Genomic DNA, 15,775 nt, shown 5'->3' on the forward strand with positions numbered 1-15,775 from the left:
CAGGCGTGACTTGCTCGGGGAGCTACGTGACGTCGTGCACCGAGCCGAGGCCCAAGGCTTGTCAAGGGCGACCATCGCGAGAACGATCGGCCTGACGAGCCGCGCCCTGCGACGAGACCTCTCGGCCACCGCTGGGTGCTTGTCCGCGCACTCATGCAGATGAACGCTCGCCCTTTGCGTGTGACGTTGAGGTACATGGCATTCATGGGTCTCAGTGCTACAAGTCAGACTCCGACGAGGAGCCTCAGCACCACTCCGTCACCAGCCGGACCCCGCGGTCGCGGGTGTACTTCGCAAGCCCACGCCTTCGTCGAGGAAGAGCACACCCCGATGGGTCGAGACGTTACCTTCCCGATCCGCAACATGACGTCACGGCCGGAGGTGGCCAGTCTGCTTCAAGGTCTATTGGTCACGGCTTGCACTCCGGCCCAGACGTTCACGGGCCAGGCAAATGACACCGGCCGACCCTTGCCTGACACGGTGGCCCGGACCCGCCGATCTCCCGGGAAGACCGGGCTCCATTCCGTGCACGCACACGGTCCGCCGCCCCCCCATCGGGGCGACGGACCGTGTGTCTGTGACACCTGCGAAAGGTCAGGCCTTCAACTGGCGGACCTCGGGGCCGATCGGGCGGGGCAGCTTGCTGGGCACCCCGGACAGGAAGGCGTCGACGCCATTGGCGCAACCCCGACCCTCCGCAATGGCCCAGACGATCAGCGACTGGCCACGGCCGCAGTCACCGGCGGCGAAGACCCCGGAGACATTGGTCTCGTACTGGGCGCCGCGCTTGATGTTGCCGCGCTCGTCCAGCTCCAGACCCAGCTCGGCCACCACCCCGTCGGGCTCGGGGTGGACGAAGCCCATCGCCTGCAGCACCAGGTCAGCCTTGAGCTCCTTCTCGGTGCCCTCGACGGTGACCAGCTTGCCGCCCTCGAACTTCACCTCCGAGAGGCGCAGCCCGGTGACGTGCCCGTCCTCACCGAGGAATTCGGAGGTATTGACGGCATACAGCCGCTCGCCACCCTCCTCATTGGCCGAGGCCACCCGGTAGATCATCGGGTAGGTGGGCCACGGCTGCTGCTCGGGCCGGCTCTGCGGCGGCTGCGGCATGATCTCCAGCTGGGTCACCGACGCGGCGCCCTGACGCAGCGCCGTGCCCAGACAGTCATTGGAGGTGTCGCCACCGCCGATCACCACGACGTGCTTGCCCTTGGCGTGGATCTGGCCCTCGGCAGGCTCACGGGCCTCGACAGGCTCGGCCGTCGCGAGGCGCTTGGTGGCCTGGGTCAGGTAGTCCATCGCCTGGCGGATGCCGTCCAGGTCGCTGCCCGGCACCTGCAGGGCACGCGGCACCGTCGAACCGATGGTCAGCACCACCGCGTCGAAGCGTTCCCGCAGCTGCTCGCCGGTGATCCCACCGTGCTGGTCGGCGTCGGGACCGATCGGGGTGTTGGTCTTGAAGACCGTGCCCTCCAGTCGCATCTGCTTGAGCCGCCGGTCAAGCACCGACTTCTCCATCTTGAACTCCGGGATGCCATAGCGCAACAGCCCGCCGATCGCGTCGGCGCGTTCGTAGACGACGACGGTGTGTCCGGCCCGGGTGAGCTGCTGGGCGACGGCCAGGCCGGCCGGTCCGGACCCGACGACGGCGACGGTCTTCAGCGAGTGCCACTGCGGCTGCTGCGGCACCACCCGTCGGTCATCCCAGGCCTTGTCGATGATGGAGACCTCGATGTTCTTGATGGTTACCGGCTCGCGGCTGATGCCCACCACACAGGCGGTCTCACACGGCGCCGGGCACAGCCGCCCGGTGAACTCCGGGAAGTTGTTGGTGGCGTGCAGCCGCTCCAGGGCGCTGGTCCATTCGTCGCGCCAGATCAGGTCATTCCACTCCGGGATCAGGTTGCCCAGCGGGCATCCCGTGTGACAGAAGGGAATGCCGCAGTCCATGCAACGGCTGGCCTGCTCGGTGATGATCGGCAGCAGGGAACGGCCGGGCGTGCCCGGGTAGACCTCCTGCCAGTCACCCAGGCGCTCGTCGACGGGACGACGCTCGGCCAGCTGGCGCTGCTTGGTGATGAATCCGCGCGGATCAGCCATGAGCTGCCTCCATCATGAGATCGGTCATTTCGTCTTCCTTGATGCCGGCGAGGAGCGCGTCCTCACGGGCCTTGATCACCCGGGCGTAGTCGCGCGGGACGATGCTGGTGAAGTGCTCCGCCAACCAGGCGTCGTCGTGGCCCAGCAGGGCGTCGGCGACGGTGGATCCGGTGGCATCGCGGTGCAGCTCCAGCAACTCCTTGATCCGCTCGACGGCCTTCGCGTCGGCCGGCTGGGCATCCACCAGTTCGGTGTTCAGCCGGGCGGCATTCAGGTCCAGCACCCAGGCCGAACCACCGCTCATGCCCGCGGCCACATTGCGGCCGGTGGGGCCCAGGATCAGCGCCTCACCGCCGGTCATGTACTCCAGCGCGTGGTCACCCACACCCTCCACCACCGCCGTGGCACCGGAATTGCGCACGCAGAAGCGTTCGCCCACCACACCCCGCAGCAGGATCTGTCCGCTGGTGGCGCCGTAGCCGATCACGTTTCCGGCGACGATCTGCGTCGAGGGGTCAAAGCTGACGTCCTCGCTGGGGGTGACGACGATCCGCCCGCCGCACAGACCCTTGCCGACGTAGTCATTGGAGTCACCCACCAGCCGCAGCGTGACGCCGCGGGGCAGGAAGGCGCCGAAGGACTGTCCGGCGGTGCCGTTGAGGGTGAACTGGATGGTGTCGTCGTCCAACCCCTTCCCCTCGGTGGCCATGGTGACCTCGTGACCCAGGATGGTTCCCACGGTGCGGTCCACATTGCGGATGGCGACGGTGTGGTTGACCTTCTCCCCCGCCTCCAGCGCGGGCCGGGCCAGCTCCACCAGCTGGGCGTCCAGCTTGGCGGCCAGGCCATGGTCCTGGCTGACGGTGTTGTGCAGCGGGGTGCCCTCGGGTGCCTGCACCTGCTCCAGGATCGGCGAGAGGTCGAGCCCCTTGGCCTTCCAGTGGCTGATGGCCGGGGCGGCATTGAGCACCTCGACGTGGCCGACGGCCTCCTGGATGCTGCGGAAGCCCAGCTCGGCCAGGATCTCGCGCACCTCCTGGGCGATGAACTCCATGAAGTTCACCACGTGGTCCGCCTGGCCGTGGTAGTGCTCGCGCAGCGCCCGGTTCTGCGTCGCGATGCCCACCGGGCAGGTGTCCTTGTGGCAGACGCGCATCATGATGCAGCCGCTGACCACCAGGGCGGTGGTGGCAAAGCCGAACTCCTCGGCGCCCAGCAGGGCGGCGATCACCACGTCGCGGCCGGTCTTCAGCTGGCCGTCGCACTGCACGACGACGCGATCCCGCAGGCCGTTGACCAGCAGGGTCTGCTGGGCCTCGGCCAGGCCGAGCTCCCACGGTCCGCCGGCGTGCTTGAGCGACGTCAGCGGCGCCGCGCCGGTGCCACCGTCGTGGCCGCTGATCAGCACCAGGTCGGCCTTGGCCTTGGCCACACCGGCCGCGACGGTGCCGACGCCCACCTCGGCGACGAGCTTCACATGCACCCGGGCCTTGGGGTTGGCGCACTTGAGGTCGTGGATCAGCTGCTTCAGGTCCTCGATGGAGTAGATGTCGTGGTGCGGCGGCGGGCTGATCAGGCCGACGCCGGGCGTGGAGTGCCGGGTCTTGGCCACCCACGGGTAGACCTTCGGGCCGGGCAGCTGGCCGCCCTCACCGGGCTTGGCACCCTGCGCCATCTTGATCTGGATGTCGGTGGCGTAGCTCAGGTACTCGCTGGTGACGCCGAAACGGCCACTGGCCACCTGCTTGATCGCGGAGCAGCGCGCCGGGTCGTGCAGGCGCTCGGAGTCCTCGCCGCCCTCGCCGGTGTTCGACTTGCCGCCGATCCGGTTCATCGCGATCGCCAGCGTCTCGTGCGCCTCCTGGCTGATCGAGCCGTAGCTCATCGCGCCGGTGGAGAAGCGCTTGACGATCTCGCTGACCGGCTCCACCTCGTCGACGCTGATCGGCTGCCGGTCGCTGTTGAACTGCAACAGCGACCGCAGCGTCATCAGCCGCGACGAGTTGTCGTTGACCAGGCTGGTGTAGCGCTTGAAGACGTCGTAGCGGCCGGTCTGGGTGGCGTGCTGCAGGCGGAAGACCGTCTCGGGGTTGAACAGGTGTTCCTCCCCCTCGCGCCGCCACTGGTACTCGCCGCCGACGTCCAGTGTGCGGTGCGGGGTGACCGAGGTGATCGGGTAGGCGCGCTCCTGGCGCAGCTGCACCTCCCGGGCAATCTCGTCCAGCCCGATGCCCTCGATCCGGGTGGGGGTGCCGTCGAAGAACTCCTCGACGAAGTCGCTCCTGAGCCCCACCACCTCGAAGATCTGGGCGCCGGTGTAGCTCTGGATGGTGCTGACGCCCATCTTGCTCATCACCTTGAGCACGCCCTTGCCGAGTGCCTTGTAGACATTCTGGATGGCCTGCTCCGGCTCGGTCTGCACGTACAGCTCGTGCCGGGCCATGTCCTCGGCGGATTCGAAGACCAGGTAGGGGTTCACCGCGGCCGCGCCGTAGCCGATCAGCAGGGCGACGTGGTGCACCTCGCGCACGTCGCCGGCCTCGACGATCAGGCCCACCCGGGTGCGGGACTTCTCCCGGACCAGGTGGTGGTGGATGCAGCTGGTGAGCAGCAGCGACGGGATCGGCGCCAGCTCCCGGTTCGCGTGCCGGTCGCTGAGGATGATGGTGCGGGCACCGTCGGCGATCGCCTGGCTGACCTCGGCGCGGATCTCGTCCAGCCGGGCGCGGAGCGCCGCTCCCCCACCGTCCACCGGGTAGAGGCCGCGCACGACGTAGGACTGGTAGTCGGGGTGCTCCCCGTCGGTGTTGATCCGGTTGATCTTGGCCAACTGGTCGGAATCCAGGATCGGGTAGGGAATCACCAGCTGACGGCAGGATTCCGGCCCGGGGGTGAGCAGGTTGGCCTCGGCGCCGATCGAGCCGGCCAGGCTGGTGACCAGCTCCTCCCGGATGGCGTCCAGCGGCGGGTTGGTGACCTGCGCGAAGAGCTGGGTGAAGTAGTCGAAGATCATCTTCGGACGCTCGCTGAGCGCGGCCAGCGGGGTGTCGGTGCCCATCGAGCCGATGGTCTCCGCGCCGGTATTGGCCATCGGGGCCACCACCAGCCGCAATTCCTCGTGGGTGTAGCCGAAGAGCTGCTGGCGACGGGTGACCGAGGCGTGCGAGTGCACGATGTGGGTGCGTTCGGGCAGCTCGTTCAGGTTCAGCTGGCCGGCGGCGAGCCACTCGCCGTAGGGATGTTCGGCGGCCAGGGCGTCCTTGATCTCGTCGTCGTCGATGATCCGGTGCTCGGCCAGGTCCACCAGGAACATCCGGCCGGGCTGCAGCCGACCCTTCTGGGTGACGTCCTTGGGCTCGACGGGCAGCACGCCCGCCTCGGAGGCGAAGATCACCCGGTCGTCGGTGGTCACCCAGTAGCGGGCGGGGCGCAGGCCATTGCGGTCCAGCACGCCGCCGATCTGGCTACCGTCGGTGAAGGTGACGCAGGCCGGCCCGTCCCAGGGCTCCATCACGGCCGCGTGGAAGCGGTAGAAGTCGCGCCGGGCCTGGCTCATCTCGGTGTGCTTCTGCCACGCCTCGGGGATCATCATCAGCACGGCGTGCGGCAGCTTGCGGCCGCCCAGGTGCAGCAGTTCCAGCACCTCGTCGAAGCTGGCCGAATCGGAGCCCGACGGGGTGCAGATCGGGAAGAGTCGCTTCAGGTCGCCCGGGATCACGTCGGATTCCAGCAGCGCCTCCCGCGAGCGCATCCAGTTGCGGTTGCCCTTGACGGTGTTGATCTCGCCGTTGTGCGCGATCATCCGGAAGGGGTGGCTGAGTTCCCAGGCGGGGAAGGTGTTGGTGCTGAAGCGGGAGTGCACCAGCGCCAGCGCGGAGGCCATCCGCTCGTCGTGCAGCTCCGGGTAGACATGCTCCAGCTGGTCGGTGGTCAGCATGCCCTTGTAGACCAGGGTGCGGGAGCTGAGCGAGGAGAAGTAGACCCCGGCCTCAATCTGGGCGCGCTTGCGCAGCACGTAGACCAGTCGGTCCAACTCCAGACCGGTCTCCTGCCCGCGACTGGAGACCAACAGCTGCGCCATGTGGGGCATGGCATTGAGGGAGATGGGGCTGAGCGTGTCGGTCTGCACCGGCACCTCGCGCCAGCCGAGCACCTTCAGACGTTCCTCGACGGCAATCTTCTCGATGGTGATCCGGGCCATGTCCCGGTCCGCCTCGTCGACGGGCAGGAAGGCCATGCCGACGGCATAGGCGCCGGCCTCGGGCAGGTCGAAGTCGCAGGCCTCGCGCAGGAAGGCGTCGGGCACCTGGATCAGGATGCCGGCGCCGTCACCGGCGGCCTCGTCGGCGCCGGTGGCACCGCGGTGGTCGAGATTGCGCAGGGCCTCCAGGCCCTGTTCGACGATGTCGTGGTCGGCGACGCCGGTCAGTCGGGCCACGAAGGCCACGCCACAGGCGTCGTGCTCGAAACTGGGGTCGTACAGCCCCTGCTTGGGGCGATGCGGAAAGACCTGATGGGTCATGCATGTTCTCCGATCTGGCAGGTCGGTTGCCCGACGACGGGATCGGCGCCCGAACCACTGCGGCCACGGGGCACCAACCGTGGCGAAACGCTAAGTGGCCCATGTTTCGGGCATGTTTCGCGCTCATTTCATGGACGTCTCCGCAGCGCGTGGGGGGATCGAGGTGCATGAGCACCATCTCTGGTCGGGTTCAACCGCCTGGTCAGCAAGCCAGGTGTCGCCCGCGAGCGCCCGGTGGAGGCTCGTCCCGCGAGGTGCGTGAGGGCGCACTCGTGCTGAGAGTCGGACGTTGGCAGGCGGGCATCCTTGACGGCTCGTGTGCCTTCAGTACAGTCGCGCGCATGCCACCTTCCTCACCTACGCCGAGAAGCGGCCACATCCATCTGGTTGCACCTGATCCGGAGCGTTTCGACAGCTGGGCAGACTGCCTGCGCGACTTTGCGTCCGGTCCGATCGACGACTCCGGCTACCTGCCGGGGCAAGCCCCAGAACCCAGCCGTGACGCGTTTGCCGAGTACCTGACTGACCGACTCAGCGCTGACGATCCCGGCAAGCCGCTTCCGGACGGATGGGTCCACTGCACCTTCCGGTGGATCGTGGACTCAAGTTGGCCTGAAGGAGGACCACTGCTCGGGTTCTTCGCCATCCGGCACGCCCTGACCCAGTTCCTCTTCGACCAAGCAAGACACATCGGCTACAGCGTCCGCCCAGCAGCACGACGACGAGGCATCGCTTCCGCGGCGCTCAAGGCTGGCCTGCCCATCGCTGAAGAACTTGGCGCCAGTCCGACACTGGTGTGCTGCCTTGAGGAGAACGAGGCTTCGAGGCGAACCATCTTGCACGCGGGCGGCCAGTATGACGGATCATGCAACGGCTTCCGAAGGTATTGGATTGGCGCTGAGCCTTGGCCGTCCGGACCCACCGCCAGATAGCTAAAGTGGATGCGAGCTTCTACAACCGCAGAGTACAACTTGAATGTTTTGGACCGTAAGCGTTGTACGTCGGTGGATCACTCCAGATCCGAGGGCACGTCCAGGGTCCATGGGGTGCCGCGCAATTCCTCCACGAGCAGTTCCACGGCTGGCCCGAAGGACGTGGCGGGAAGGGGGTCGTCCAGCCCGGGGAAAGCGTCGGCAGCGAATATCCGCACGTCCTGGTCAATCCACAAGAGCTGGCCGGGCGCCTGGGGTGCCGAGCCAGCCTGGTTGTGCAGCCGCAGATGGCGTGCGCGGAGCCGGCCGCTCTCAAAGTCGCGCAGCGGTGGATACTCCAGGGCCCGTACCACCTGGCCCCCGACGCGGGCATGCCACGACCGCTGTGCCAGGTCCCCGGAGAACTCCTCGTCGGTCAGCGGACCAGGCAGGGCCAGGACCTTGCCCTCGCCCAGAACTGGTTGGCGTTCGGAGCACTGCAGTTCGCTCATGGCAACCACCATGGCCCGGGAGAGCTCGCCGTCGAAACCCTTGTCGGGCTGCACGATCCACTGCCCGTCACCCCCCCCAGCCGGCACAGCAGCTGGTCGCTTTGGTCAAGTTGCATCCTGTGGCCCCACACCTCGCGAGCCTCCCCCGCCTGTTCCCCCAGCGAACAGAGGTGCGTGCAGCAGCTCTCGGCGCCGCTGGCCCCAGGCCAGTCCGAGTACCAGCTCTCGCCGTCGGACACCCACTGCCGCACCACGGGCGTAGCCATGACGTCTTCTCCGGTCAGCCTGAACAACAGTGCGGCCGGAGGCAGCGGCCCCGGGGACCCCGGCGCCTGCGGCCACTGCTCGATGCGATGTTCAGCCCGGATCGACGGTCTTTTCACGCCTCCACACTAGCCATCGGTCCAGCCGAGAACCTCACGCCCGTGGCGAGCGGCTGGCCCCGTCCCTGCCTTGCCACCGGCCCAGCAGCCAGAAGGCAATCACGGCGCCGGTGAAGACGATCACGGAGGTGTACTCGTTGAGTCGGAAGCCGGCGGCGGTGTTCACCGGGTCGATCCGCAGGTGTTCGATCCACAACCGTCCCGCGCAGTAGTAGGCGACGTAGAGCGCGAACAACCGCCCGTGGCTGATCCGGAAGCGGCGCTCGGCCCACAGCAGGAAGGCGACGCCGGCCAGGTTCCACAGCATCTCGTAGGCGAAGGTGGGGTGGAAGGTGGCGAACTGCTCGTAGCCCGACGGGCGGTGCACGGCGTCGATCTCCAGCCCCCAAGGACGCGTGGTGGGCCGGCCGAAGAGTTCCTGGTTGAACCAGTTGCCCAGCCGGCCGATTGCCTGCGCCAGGATCACCGCGGGCGCCGCGGCATCGGCCATGGACGCAAAATCCATCCCCTTGCGCCTGCAGAGCAGCCAGGCGGTGAGCGCGCCCAGCGCCACCCCACCCCAGATGCCCAGGCCACCATTCCAGATGAACAGCGCCTCGATTGGCCGCCTGCCAGGGCCGAAGTAGAGCTGGTGGTCAGTGATGACGTGGTAGAGCCGGGCCCCGATGATCCCGGCGACGATGGAGATGCCCAGCACTTCCTCGAAGGCCTCCGGATCACCGCCCTTGGCGACGAAGCGTCGCCTGCCCAGCATCCACCCCAGCACGATGCCGGTCAGGATGCACAGGGCATAGGCGTGGATGGTGAGTGGGCCCAGGTGGAAGGCCGACCAGCCGGGGCTGGGAATCGACAGCGGGGCCAGGATGGCGGCGCTCAGCACGGCGTCCTCAGGCCTCGCCGCGCACGCCGCGGGCCAGCTCGGCGGTCAGCTGGCGCAGCGCCGTCAGATCCCGCGAGCCCTGCTCCTCATTGGCCAGCAGGTGCTTGACCAGCGCGGAACCGACGATCACACCGTCGGCCACCTGGGCAAGTTCCTTGGCCTGTGCCCCATTGGAGACCCCCAGCCCGACGCCGACGGGCAGCTCCGGACGGGCCTCGCGCACCCGCGCCACCAGGGCGGGGGCGGCGGAGCTGGTGCTGGTGCGGGTGCCGGTGACGCCCATCACGCTGGTGGCATAGACCCAGCCGCGGCAGGCGTCCAGGGTGGAGACCAACCGTTCGTCGGTGGAGGACGGCGCCACCAGGAAGACCCGGTCCAGGCCGTGCTCGTCGGAGGCGGCGATCCACGCGCCCGCCTCGTCCGGGGTGAGGTCGGGCGTGATCAGACCGGCGCCACCCGCGGCGGCGAAGTCCCGGGCGAAGGCGTCCACGCCGTAGGTCTCCACCAGGTTCCAGTAGATCATCGCGGTGGCCTGCTTGCCGGCCTTGGCGACGGCCTCGACGGCGGTGAAGATGTCCCGGGTACGGACCCCATTGGCCAGCGCCTTGGTGGTGGCGTGCTGGATCACCAGCCCGTCCATCACCGGATCCGAATAGGGCATGCCGATCTCGACGATGTCGACGCCGAGCCCGTCGGTGCCCTCGCAGAGCGCGGTGATGGCGTCGATCGATCCGGGGACGTCCGGGTAGCCGATCGGTAGGTAGCCCACCAGCGCGGCCCGGCCCTCATTGCGGGCGGCGGCGTAGGCGTGGCCGGACTTGCCGAGCCGGGCCTCGTCGTCGAAGGGGGTGTTGGGGTAGTGGCTCACTTCTGCTCCATTCGTCCGGCGACGTCGTCGACGCTGCCGTCGATCCCGAAGTACTTGATGGCGGTGTCCACGTCCTTGTCGCCGCGGCCGGAGACGTTGATCACGATCAGCGGCTGGGTCTCGGGATCCTTGGCGGTGAGTTCCAGCGCCAGCCGACGCGCACCCGCCACGGCATGGGCGGATTCGATGGCGGGCATGATGCCCTCGGTCTGGGTGAGCAGCTTCAGCGCGTCCATCGCCTCGGCGTCGGTGACCGGCAGGTAGTTGGCCCGGCCGGTCTTGGCCAGCCAGGCGTGCTCCGGGCCGACGCCCGGGTAGTCCAGCCCGGCGGAAATGGAGTGCGACTCGATGGTCTGGCCGTCCTCGTTCATCAGCACATAGGTGCGCATGCCGTGCAGCACGCCCATCCGTCCCGCGGTGATGGTGGCGGCGTGCCGCCCGGTCTCGACGCCGTCGCCGGCCGCCTCGAAGCCGTAGAGCGCCACCTCGGGGTCGTCGATGAAGTCCGCGAAGATGCCGATCGCATTGGAACCGCCGCCCACGCAGGCGGTGACGGCGTCGGGCAGCCGGCCGTAGCGCTCCAGCATCTGGGCCCGGGCCTCGGTGGAGATGATCCGCTGGTACTCGCGCACGATCTTCGGGAAGGGCGCCGGCCCGGCGACGGTGCCGATCAGGTAGTGGGTGCGATCCACATTGGTCACCCAGTCCCGCATCGCCTCGTTCATGGCGTCCTTGAGCGTCATGGAACCGGCCTCGACGGCCACCACCTCGGCGCCCAGCATCTGCATCCGGGCAACATTCAGCGCCTGGCGTTCGGTGTCCACCTTGCCCATGTAGATCCGGCACTCCAGCCCCAGCAGGGCGGCTGCGGTGGCGGTGGCGACGCCGTGCTGACCGGCGCCCGTCTCCGCGATCACCCGGGTCTTGCCCATCCGCTTGGTGAGCAGCGCCTGGCCGAGCACATTGTTCACCTTGTGCGAGCCGGTGTGGTTCAGGTCCTCGCGCTTGAGCACGATGGTGGCGCCCTGCGAGCCCTCGGCGGCGCAGTGCTCGGCGAAGCGGTCGGCCTGCCAGATCGGGGTGGGCCGTCCGGCGTAGTCGCGACGCAGTCGCTCCAGCTCGGCGTGGAAGGCCGGATCGGCCGCGGCGCTGGCAAAGGCCTCGTCCAACTCGTTCAGCGCCGCCTGCAGCGCCTCGGGGACGAAGCGGCCACCAAAGTCGTCGAAGTGACCGTGCTCATCGGGCAGGCTCATGGATTCTCCAATGGCAGTGCGTGGCGGCCCCGCCGGGGTGACGAGGCCGTGGAAAGACTGCCCGCGGCGGGGTCAGCGGGCCGCGGCGGCCTCGACCATCGCGCGAATCGCGCCGGCCGGGTCGCCGTGGCGCACCAGTGCCTCGCCCACGAGCACGACGTCGGCACCCTGGGCATGCACCAGGGCGGCGTCGTCGGCGGTGAGGATGCCGGATTCGGCAACCTTCACCGGCCCCTCACCGATCAGGTCTACCAGCCGCCCGAACTGGGCGAGGTCCACCTCGAGGGTTTTGAGATTGCGGTTGTTCACGCCGATCAGCTGTGCCCCCAGATCCACCGCGCGCCGGGTCTCCTCGGTGGTGTGCACCTCCACCAGCGGGGTCATCCCCAGATCCAGCACCAGCCGGTGCAGGTGGTTCAGCTGGGCGTCGTCCAGGGCAGCGACGATCAGCAGCACCAGGTCGGCGCCATGCGCCCGGGCCTCCCAGACCTGGTAGTCGTCGACGATGAAGTCCTTGCGCAGCACGGGGATCTCGACGGCGGCACGCACCGCGTCCAGATCCGCCAGCGAGCCGTTGAAGCGGTGCTTCTCCGTCAGCACGCTGATCGCGCTGGCTCCACCGGCCTGGTACTGCTGCGCCAGGGCGGCGGGGTCGTCGATCGTCGCCAGGGCCCCCTTGCTGGGGCTGGAGCGCTTGACCTCGCTGATCACGCTGAGTTCGGGCTCGCGGAAACGCGACAGCACGTCAAGGGCGGGGCGCCGGTTCTGGATCCGGCTTTCGAGCTCGGGCAGGCTGGTGGCCGCCTTTCGCTCCTCGAGGTCGCGTCGGACCCCGACAATGATGTCGTCGAGGACGCTGGAGCTCACAGGTCTCGCGCGGGGGTGCCGTAGCCCTGGGCCTTCATCACCAGGGTCAGGATGCCGGCCAGCAGGATGATCACCGACGGGACGATCACGCCGGCCCAGCCGAAGCGGTCAAAACCGAAGGTGGTTGTGTAGGTGAGGATCAGGAAGGCGGCCAGGGAGATCCAGGAGCCGGCCCACGCGGCGGGCGACTTGCCCTCGTGGTATTCCAGCTGTTCCTGACGCTTGACCTTCTTGTACTGCTGCATGCCCGGGTAGCTCATTGCGGATCCTTCTGGTCGGCCCCGGCGCCGGGGCGCGGCTCGATTGTGCTGGGAGAGTCCTCTCGGGTGTTGACCTTACCGCCAAAGTCGTCGCTGGTGGGGTCAAGACCTGCGTCGAGCGCCTTCCAGACGTCCAGATCGGTCTGCGGACGCCCGACGCCCGCGGAATCGCGCTCAAAACGCTGCGCCCGCGAGCCCCACCGCTGTGCCGTTCCCAGCTGGGTCACCGCCCCGGCAAGGCCCAATGCCGACGCGAGCCAGAGCAGCTGGTGCCCCTCACCGCGGGCCACCACCAGCGCCAGCCCGGCCGCCAGCGCGATCTCCAGGAGCCCGACGATCCGTCGCCCCCACACGCCGAGCAGCAGGGAGACCCCGACGGCGGCCAGCAGCGCCCAGCCGATCGCCTTGACGGCGTCGGCATGTTGCCCGGACTGCTTGGCCAGGTAGAGCGCCAGTCCAGCGGCGACGGCGGTGGCCAGCCAACTGGCCAGCTTCAACTGGGTGGGCTTCATGCGGCGCCTCCCCACGGCCCCAGGCCCTCGGCCCGCCGCACGGCATTGAGCACCGCCTTGGCCTTGTTCTGGCACTCCAGGTTCTCGCTGGCGGGCACGGAGTCGGCGACGATCCCGGCCCCCGCCTGGACATGGGCGACGCCGTCCTTGAGCAGCGCGGTGCGGATCGCGATGGCGGTGTCCGCATTGCCCGCGAAGTCGAAGTAGCCGACCACTCCCCCATAGGTGCCGCGACGGGTGGTCTCCAGCTCGTCGATGATCTGCATCGCCCGCACCTTGGGCGCCCCGGAGAGGGTGCCGGCCGGGAAGCAGGCCAGGGTGACGTCCAGGCCGGTCCGGCCGTCGGCCACCTGGCCGGTGACGGCGGCCTCCAGGTGCATCACGTGGCTGTAGCGGCGCACCTGCATGAATTCGGTGACGGCGACGGTCCCGGGCTCACAAACCCGGCCCAGGTCATTGCGGCCCAGGTCCACCAGCATCAGGTGTTCGGCGCGCTCCTTCTCGTCGGCCAGCAGGTCCGCCTCGTGCTGCCGGTCCTCGACGGGGGTGGCCCCGCGGGGGCGGGTGCCGGCGATCGGGTGGGTGGTGGCGACGCCGTCGGTGACGGTCACCAGGGCCTCCGGGCTGGAACCGATCACGCTGAAACCGTCCAAGCGCAGCAGGTAGAGGTACGGGCTGGGATTGGTGTTGCGCAGTTCCCGGTAGATCGCCAGGTCGCTGGCACTGGTGGGCAGGTCGAAGCGCTGGCTGGGCACCACCTGGAAGATGTCGCCGGCCCGAACGTGTTCCTTGGCGGTCTCCACCAGGGCACAGAAGTCCTCGTCGGTGCGCTGGCGGACGATCTCGGTACCGGCCGCATCGCCCTGGTGGGCCAGCAGCGGCTGCCGGGGTTGCGCGAGCCTGTCGGCCATCGCCCGGACCCGTCGGGTGGCGTCGGCGTGGGCCTCCTCCAGGTGCTCCGGGGAGTCGTCGAAGTTGATGGCATTGGCGATCAGCCACACCTCACCCTTGTGGTGGTCGAGCACGGCCAGGTCGCTGGCCAGCATCATCACCAGCTCGGGCACCTGCAGGTCGTCGGTGCAGCTGTCCGGCAGGTTTTCCAGCCGCCGCACCACGTCATAGCCCAGGTAGCCCACCATGCCGGAGCTGAAGGGGGGCAGGTCGGGATCGCGCTCGGTGTGCAGCACCGCAAGGGTGTCCCGCAAGGCGGTCAGCGGATCCGCGTCGGTGGACAGCCCGGCCAGTTCCCGGCCGACCCAGCGCGCCTGGCCGTCCACCTCGGTCAGGGTGGCGGCGGCATTGACCCCGATGAAGCTCCAGCGGGACCAGACTCCGGCGTCGGCGGACTCGAAGAGAAAGGTGTGGGCCCGGTCTCCGCAGAGCTGGTGGTACAGCCCGATCGGGGTGATGTCGTCGGCCAGCAGCCGGGTGTGCACGCTGATCACGCGACGCCCAGCCTCGGCCTGGGCCCTGAAGCCGTCGAGGTCCGGGGTGATGGTCGTCATGGTCTGGCTCACGCGTCGTCCCCCAGCAGCAGATCGGCATCGAAGCAGGTGGCATCCCCGGTGTGGCAAGCGCCCCCGGTCTGGTCCACCCGGAGCAACAGGGTGTCGCCGTCGCAGTCCAGCCGCACCTCCCGGACGTGCTGGGTGTGTCCCGAGGTCTCCCCCTTCACCCAGTACTCGTTGCGACTGCGAGACCAGTAGGTGGCCTTGCGGGTGTCCAGCGTGCGGGCCAGCGCCTCGTCGTCCATCCACGCCAGCATCAGCACGGCGCCCGTGGTTGCGTCGGTGACGACGGCGGGCACCAGCCCGTCGGGATTGCGCTTCAGGCGCTCAGCGATCTGGGGGCTCAAGGACATGCCGCCCATTGTGGCCGATGCGGACCGCTGCACCCAACGAGCCATCCGCCCCCGAGACGGTGCAACCGTTCCTGACAGGCGCAACCACTAGAACGGTTGCACCTGTCAGGAACGGTGGCGCGGTAGGTCGCCCGGGGCCTGATCGCGCATGTCCCGCGGGTGGGGCCCCAGGCATCCGTCTGCCCGCCTAAGATCGGTCCATGTCCCTTTCCCGGAGTGAACGACACCAGCTGTGTGATCTGTTCGACGAACTGGGCCCCGACGCCCCAACACTGTGCGAGGGTTGGACGACGCATGACCTCGCCGCCCACCTGTGGGTGCGGGAGGCGGATCCCCTCGCCGCACCCGGCATCGTGATCGAGCCCTTGGCCGGGCTGACCGAGAAGCGAATGGCGCAGGCCAAGACCAAGCTGGCCTATCGCGAGCTGGTGGCCCGGGTCCGCAAGGGGCCGGCCCGGATCTCGGTCTTCGCCCTGCCTGGCCTGGATGAGGCAGCCAACGCTGCCGAGTACTTCGTGCACCATGAGGATGTCCGCCGCGCGCAGGGCCCGAACGTGACACCCCGTGATCTGGGCACTGATGCGGAGGCACTGTGCGCCAAGCGGCTGGCGTCGTTGGGCCGGGCGATGTTCCGCCGCTCCCCCGTCGGCGTGACCGCCGTCCGCACCGACGGACCGACCGAATCCCTGGTGCTCAAGCCCGGCGATCCCAGCGTGGAACTGCGCGGCAAGCCCAGTGAGCTCCTGCTGTTCGCCTTCGGTCGCGGGACGCATGCCGACGTTGAGCTGATTGGCGACGACGAGGCGGTGCGGCGGTTGCACGAAGCCCGCTTCGGCATCTGATGGC

13 protein-coding genes are annotated in these 15,775 nt (G+C 68.7%); 2 read left to right on the forward strand and 11 right to left on the reverse strand.

Going from position 1 to position 15,775, the window contains the following annotated elements; all coding sequences use genetic code 11:
- Positions 1 to 594 precede the first annotated feature (594 nt).
- Both AAEX57_RS06585 and gltB read right to left on the reverse strand, forming a co-directional pair.
- The gene (locus AAEX57_RS06585; RefSeq protein WP_342091303.1) at positions 595 to 2,100 is read right to left on the reverse strand and encodes a glutamate synthase subunit beta; all 1,506 of its coding nucleotides are present in this window, start codon (positions 2,098 to 2,100) and stop codon (positions 595 to 597) included.
- Positions 2,093 to 6,622 carry a glutamate synthase large subunit gene (gene gltB, locus AAEX57_RS06590; protein ID WP_342091302.1) on the reverse strand — a complete coding sequence of 1,510 codons (4,530 nt, stop codon included), beginning with the start codon at positions 6,620 to 6,622 and terminating at the stop codon, positions 2,093 to 2,095. The genes AAEX57_RS06585 and gltB overlap by 8 nt, the downstream gene beginning before the upstream one ends.
- Positions 6,623 to 6,963: 341 nt before the next feature.
- Here gltB and AAEX57_RS16220 point away from each other — a divergent pair, with 341 nt between their 5' ends.
- On the forward strand, positions 6,964 to 7,554 hold the full coding sequence (locus AAEX57_RS16220) for a GNAT family N-acetyltransferase (protein ID WP_446721377.1): 591 nt from the start codon (positions 6,964 to 6,966) through the stop codon (positions 7,552 to 7,554).
- 77 nt (positions 7,555 to 7,631) lie between these two features.
- Here the strand turns inward: AAEX57_RS16220 and AAEX57_RS06595 are convergent, their stop codons facing one another.
- From AAEX57_RS06595 to hisI, 9 genes are all read right to left on the reverse strand, one after another.
- The gene (locus tag AAEX57_RS06595) at positions 7,632 to 8,099 is read right to left on the reverse strand and encodes a hypothetical protein (protein ID WP_342091301.1); all 468 of its coding nucleotides are present in this window, start codon (positions 8,097 to 8,099) and stop codon (positions 7,632 to 7,634) included.
- A 363-nt stretch (positions 8,100 to 8,462) separates the two neighbouring features.
- Positions 8,463 to 9,290, reverse strand: a complete 828-nt coding sequence (lgt, locus tag AAEX57_RS06600) for a prolipoprotein diacylglyceryl transferase (protein WP_342091338.1) — start codon at positions 9,288 to 9,290, stop codon at positions 8,463 to 8,465.
- Positions 9,291 to 9,315: 25 nt separating this feature from the next.
- Positions 9,316 to 10,176, reverse strand: coding sequence for a tryptophan synthase subunit alpha (gene trpA, locus AAEX57_RS06605; RefSeq protein ID WP_342091300.1), 861 nt, complete (start codon positions 10,174 to 10,176; stop codon positions 9,316 to 9,318).
- The gene (gene trpB / locus AAEX57_RS06610; protein ID WP_342091299.1) at positions 10,173 to 11,429 is read right to left on the reverse strand and encodes a tryptophan synthase subunit beta; all 1,257 of its coding nucleotides are present in this window, start codon (positions 11,427 to 11,429) and stop codon (positions 10,173 to 10,175) included. Before trpB ends, trpA begins: the two co-directional genes overlap by 4 nt.
- Before the next feature lie 72 nt (positions 11,430 to 11,501).
- The gene (gene trpC, locus AAEX57_RS06615) at positions 11,502 to 12,296 is read right to left on the reverse strand and encodes an indole-3-glycerol phosphate synthase TrpC (RefSeq protein WP_342091298.1); all 795 of its coding nucleotides are present in this window, start codon (positions 12,294 to 12,296) and stop codon (positions 11,502 to 11,504) included.
- The gene (locus tag AAEX57_RS06620) at positions 12,293 to 12,556 is read right to left on the reverse strand and encodes an HGxxPAAW family protein (RefSeq protein WP_342091297.1); all 264 of its coding nucleotides are present in this window, start codon (positions 12,554 to 12,556) and stop codon (positions 12,293 to 12,295) included. The genes trpC and AAEX57_RS06620 overlap by 4 nt, the downstream gene beginning before the upstream one ends.
- Complete coding sequence (locus tag AAEX57_RS06625) at positions 12,553 to 13,068, reverse strand: Trp biosynthesis-associated membrane protein (protein ID WP_342091296.1); 516 nt, start codon at positions 13,066 to 13,068, stop codon at positions 12,553 to 12,555. The genes AAEX57_RS06620 and AAEX57_RS06625 overlap by 4 nt, the downstream gene beginning before the upstream one ends.
- Positions 13,065 to 14,573, reverse strand: coding sequence for an anthranilate synthase component I (locus tag AAEX57_RS06630; RefSeq protein ID WP_342091337.1), 1,509 nt, complete (start codon positions 14,571 to 14,573; stop codon positions 13,065 to 13,067). The genes AAEX57_RS06625 and AAEX57_RS06630 overlap by 4 nt, the downstream gene beginning before the upstream one ends.
- A gap of 8 nt (positions 14,574 to 14,581) precedes the next feature.
- The gene (gene hisI / locus AAEX57_RS06635; protein WP_342091295.1) at positions 14,582 to 14,929 is read right to left on the reverse strand and encodes a phosphoribosyl-AMP cyclohydrolase; all 348 of its coding nucleotides are present in this window, start codon (positions 14,927 to 14,929) and stop codon (positions 14,582 to 14,584) included.
- A gap of 200 nt (positions 14,930 to 15,129) precedes the next feature.
- On the opposite strand from hisI, the gene AAEX57_RS06640 reads away from it, so the two are divergent.
- Positions 15,130 to 15,771, forward strand: a complete 642-nt coding sequence (locus AAEX57_RS06640; RefSeq protein ID WP_342091294.1) for a TIGR03085 family metal-binding protein — start codon at positions 15,130 to 15,132, stop codon at positions 15,769 to 15,771.
- Positions 15,772 to 15,775: the final 4 nt, after the last annotated feature.

Origin of the sequence: Luteococcus sp. H91, from assembly GCF_038433135.1 — a bacterium.
GTDB lineage: Bacteria > Actinomycetota > Actinomycetes > Propionibacteriales > Propionibacteriaceae > Luteococcus.

Bases quoted from the DNA above. Each gene is read 5' to 3' on its own strand.
- AAEX57_RS06585 (WP_342091303.1), bottom strand. From the start codon at position 2,100: ATGGCTGATCCGCGCGGATTCATCACCAAGCAGCGCCAGCTGGCCGAG.
- gltB (WP_342091302.1), bottom strand. From the start codon at position 6,622: ATGACCCATCAGGTCTTTCCGCATCGCCCCAAGCAGGGGCTGTACGAC.
- AAEX57_RS16220 (WP_446721377.1), top strand. From the start codon at position 6,964: ATGCCACCTTCCTCACCTACGCCGAGAAGCGGCCACATCCATCTGGTT.
- trpB (WP_342091299.1), bottom strand. From the start codon at position 11,429: ATGAGCCTGCCCGATGAGCACGGTCACTTCGACGACTTTGGTGGCCGC.
- AAEX57_RS06620 (WP_342091297.1), bottom strand. From the start codon at position 12,556: ATGAGCTACCCGGGCATGCAGCAGTACAAGAAGGTCAAGCGTCAGGAA.
- AAEX57_RS06625 (WP_342091296.1), bottom strand. From the start codon at position 13,068: ATGAAGCCCACCCAGTTGAAGCTGGCCAGTTGGCTGGCCACCGCCGTC.
- AAEX57_RS06630 (WP_342091337.1), bottom strand. From the start codon at position 14,573: ATGACGACCATCACCCCGGACCTCGACGGCTTCAGGGCCCAGGCCGAG.
- hisI (WP_342091295.1), bottom strand. From the start codon at position 14,929: ATGTCCTTGAGCCCCCAGATCGCTGAGCGCCTGAAGCGCAATCCCGAC.
- AAEX57_RS06640 (WP_342091294.1), top strand. From the start codon at position 15,130: ATGTCCCTTTCCCGGAGTGAACGACACCAGCTGTGTGATCTGTTCGAC.